Below are 3,241 nucleotides of genomic sequence, written 5' to 3'. Positions count from 1 at the left end.
GTGGCTGACCCGACCCCCGCCCACAGCCGCCTGCGCACGGAACGGCGCCGGGTGCGCGCCGCTCTGCGCCGCCTCGCCGAACGTCCCCGCGTCGCCGCCGTCGTCCGCCGCCTGCAGCCACGCTCGGTCCGCACCCGCACCACCCTCGCCGCCACCGCGAGCGTCGCCGTCGTCCTGCTCATCGCCTCGGCGGCCGTCCTCCTGCTGCTGCGCACGACCTTGGAGCGCACCGTGGAAACCGGAGCCCGCGAGCAGGCGCAGGCCGTCGCCCGCCTCGCCGACCAGGGGCACCTCACCGACACCCTCCCCCTCGACCACGGCACCGACTTCATCCAGGTCGTCGACGCCCACGGCCAGGTCGTCGCCGCCAGCCAGAACATCGCCGGCCGGCCCGTCCTCACCACCGCCGACCCGCGCAACGGCCACTTCAGCTACAACCTCGGCGAACTCGGCGACGAACACCACCAGCGCGTCACCACGCTCACCACCAGCACCCCGACCGGCCCCGTCACCATCCACGTCGGTGCCTCCCTGCGCACCGCCGACACCGCCGAAGACCTCGCCACCGCCGCCCTCGCCACCCTCAGCGCCCTCCTGCTCCTCACCGTCGCCTTCCTCACCTGGCGCGCCGCCGGCCGCGCACTTCGGCCGGTCGAGGCGATCCGCGCCGAGGTCGACGCCATCAGCGACCGCGCGCTCGACCGCCGTGTGCCCGACCCCCGTAGCGACGACGAGATCGCCCGCCTGGCCGACACCATGAACGCCATGCTCGAACGCCTCGAAGCGGCCGGCGCACGCCAGCGCCGGTTCATCGCCGACGCCTCCCACGAACTGCGCAGCCCCCTCGCGGTCCTGCGCACCCAACTCGAGGTCGCACTCACCCACCCCGACCCCGAGGTGCGCGCCGACCTCGTGACCGGCGCCCTGCAGGACACCGAACGGCTCCAGGCCCTCGCCACCGACCTGCTTCTCCTCGCCCGCCTCGACGCCGGGCACGACCGGCCGGAGCAGACCGTCGACCTCACCGAGCTCGTGCACACCACCGTCCGCTCCCGCGGCACCGAGCAGCACCCGGTCTCCGTACAGGCAACCACCGAAGTCACCGTGTCGGGCAATCCGTTGTGGCTGGGGCGCCTGCTGACCAACCTCCTCGACAACGCCCAACGCCACGCCAAGCACCACATCACCGTCCACCTGGACGTCGACCTGATGCCCGGCCAGGCTGTGCTCGACGTCTCCAACGACGGGCCGCCGATCGACCCGGCCGACCGGGAGAAGATCTTCGAACGGTTCACCCGCCTCGACGACGCCCGCAGCCGCGACGACGGCGGCACCGGCCTCGGCCTGCCCATCGCCCGCGACATCGCCGCCGTCCACGGCGGCATCCTCACCCTCGTCAACACGCCCGGAGCCACCACGTTCCGCACCACCCTGCCCACCACGACGCCCACGGCCGGCATGTAGCGGGGAGCTGTCGCCGCCGCGCGTCGAGCACGTAGCAATGACGGCATGCCCGGCCCGGCCGCGGAGCTGCTGGAGAAGGAGGTGGTACCAGCCACCCGCAAAAGGGCCGCTCGACGGTCTGGGTACTGCGGCCAGTCCCAGTGGCACTACCGGCCGTGGTGTGGAATCCCTTCGAAAGCAACCGCGTCACCCGGCAAGGGGCGACCTGCTTGGAGACTCCTTGTCCAGGCTGCCACGTATGCGCGCCACCCCACGAGGGCAGATACGGACCGCCTGCGTCGGCGACTGCGTGCGCACTGGCCGGCTGAACGTGCCGGGCACTCCATACGCAGTCACTTGCCGTTTCGTGTGACGTTCCAGGAAAGGCAGGACCCGTTCGGAAGCCCATCGCCCTCCGCCGGTAGGAGGCAGGCCGATGACGTGTCCGAACAGTAACCGCCACGTGGACTTCGAGGGCATCGGGCTGTGTGGCCTGTACGGCGCGGCCGGCCGACGGCGCATCGGCCTGCTGTAGGTCCGACCGTCTTCGCCGGTCGGGATGCAGCTGCTCTGACGCTCCCGCGGCAGTCAGGAAGCGCAGTCGCGGCAGACGGGCTGGCCGTTCTTGTCCGTGCTGGCGGGTTGGGTGCGGTGGTGGACGAGGAAGCAGATCATGCAGGTGAACTCGTCCGCCTGGAGGGGTACCACCTGGACGGTGAGTTCTCGCCGGACGGGTCGGCGCCCGGAAGCTCCAGCCCTTCGACCACCTCAGGGTCGACGTCGACCGCGGAGCTCTGCTTGTCGTCGCGCTGACTCTTCAGTGCCTCGATGCTGTCGTCGTTGCCGCCGTCGCCGGAACCGCCCTGCGGCCGCACCCGAGCCGCCGGCAACAACGGCTCCACCACATCCCGCAGACCGTCAGGGGCGCGTGGGGGCACTTCCCGGCCGGAGGCCGGGGGTGAGCTGCTCGGCCCGGGAGTGGTGCTCCTGACGCATCCGGCTCACCCCTGCCTGCACGGCGGCCTGCAGCCGAATCGTGCGGTTCTCCCCGGCCCGGCGGCCGGGAGGCACCCTCACGCGCCCCTGATGTGGCCGCCCGAGCGCCCTTGAGGACACGCCTCAGGCCGTGCCGGCGGTGGCGGCGAGGAGGTCGTGCAGGAGGGCGCGGACCTCGGCCGGGTCGGCGGCGGCGAGTTCGGGCATGCCGCCGCCGCTGCGGGCGAGGACCACGCCGGTGAAGGCCGCGACGGCGAGCTCGGCGCGCAGCTGCGGGCGGTCCAGGCCCTCGCGTTCGAGGCGTTCGCGCAGCGGGTCCACCAGCCGGCGGTGCAGGTGGGCCCGGACGGCGTCCTCGACGGCGGAGTCGTCGGAGGGCAGGACGACGCTCTGGAAGGCGGGCCCGGGGCCGCGCTGCTCGAAGCGGTCGAGCAGTCCGGCGAGGCGTTCCTCGTCGAGCAGGTCGGCCGGTGTGGCGTCGCCGTGCTCGGCCTGCACGGTGGCCAGGTACAGCTGGGTCTTGCCCCCGTAGTAACGGGCGATCAGTGCCGGGTCGACGCCGGCCCGTTCGCCGATCTCGCGGATGGTGGTGCGGTCGAAGCCGCGCTCGGCGAAGAGTTCGATGGCCGCCCGCAGCAGCAGCTCCCGGCTGCGCGCCGCGTCCCGGCGCCGCTCCCCCGCACTCGCCTCGCTCACGCGGGTGCTCCCTCCTCCCGGGCGCCCTCGCCCTCAGCCTCGCCGCCCGCCGCCCGGACGGTGATGCGCAGTCCGTTCCCGGTGGCCGCCGCGCCGGCGGTGGCCG

The 3,241-nt window shown here is 73.2% G+C and carries 2 protein-coding genes and 1 pseudogene; 1 reads left to right on the top strand and 2 read right to left on the bottom strand.

Features of this window, described 5'->3' with window-relative positions; translation table 11 throughout:
- Positions 1-1,464: HAMP domain-containing sensor histidine kinase (locus ABZ641_RS30485; RefSeq protein WP_359986969.1), on the top strand; the 1,464-nt coding region annotated here is incomplete at its 5' end.
- 567 nt (positions 1,465-2,031) lie between these two features.
- On the opposite strand, the pseudogene ABZ641_RS30480 reads toward ABZ641_RS30485, so the two are convergent.
- Both ABZ641_RS30480 and ABZ641_RS30475 read right to left on the bottom strand, forming a co-directional pair.
- Positions 2,032-2,318: pseudogene (locus tag ABZ641_RS30480) on the bottom strand (DUF4193 domain-containing protein).
- A gap of 244 nt (positions 2,319-2,562) precedes the next feature.
- Positions 2,563-3,135, bottom strand: a complete 573-nt coding sequence (locus ABZ641_RS30475) for a TetR family transcriptional regulator (protein ID WP_359986966.1) — start codon at positions 3,133-3,135, stop codon at positions 2,563-2,565.
- Positions 3,136-3,241 lie beyond the last annotated feature (106 nt).

Origin of the sequence: Kitasatospora sp. NPDC007106 (assembly GCF_040634455.1) — a bacterium.
In the GTDB taxonomy this organism is placed as follows: Bacteria; Actinomycetota; Actinomycetes; order Streptomycetales; family Streptomycetaceae; genus Kitasatospora; species Kitasatospora arboriphila.
The sequence above is the reverse complement of the archived record's forward strand: the minus strand, read 5'-3'. Positions and strand labels throughout refer to the sequence as shown.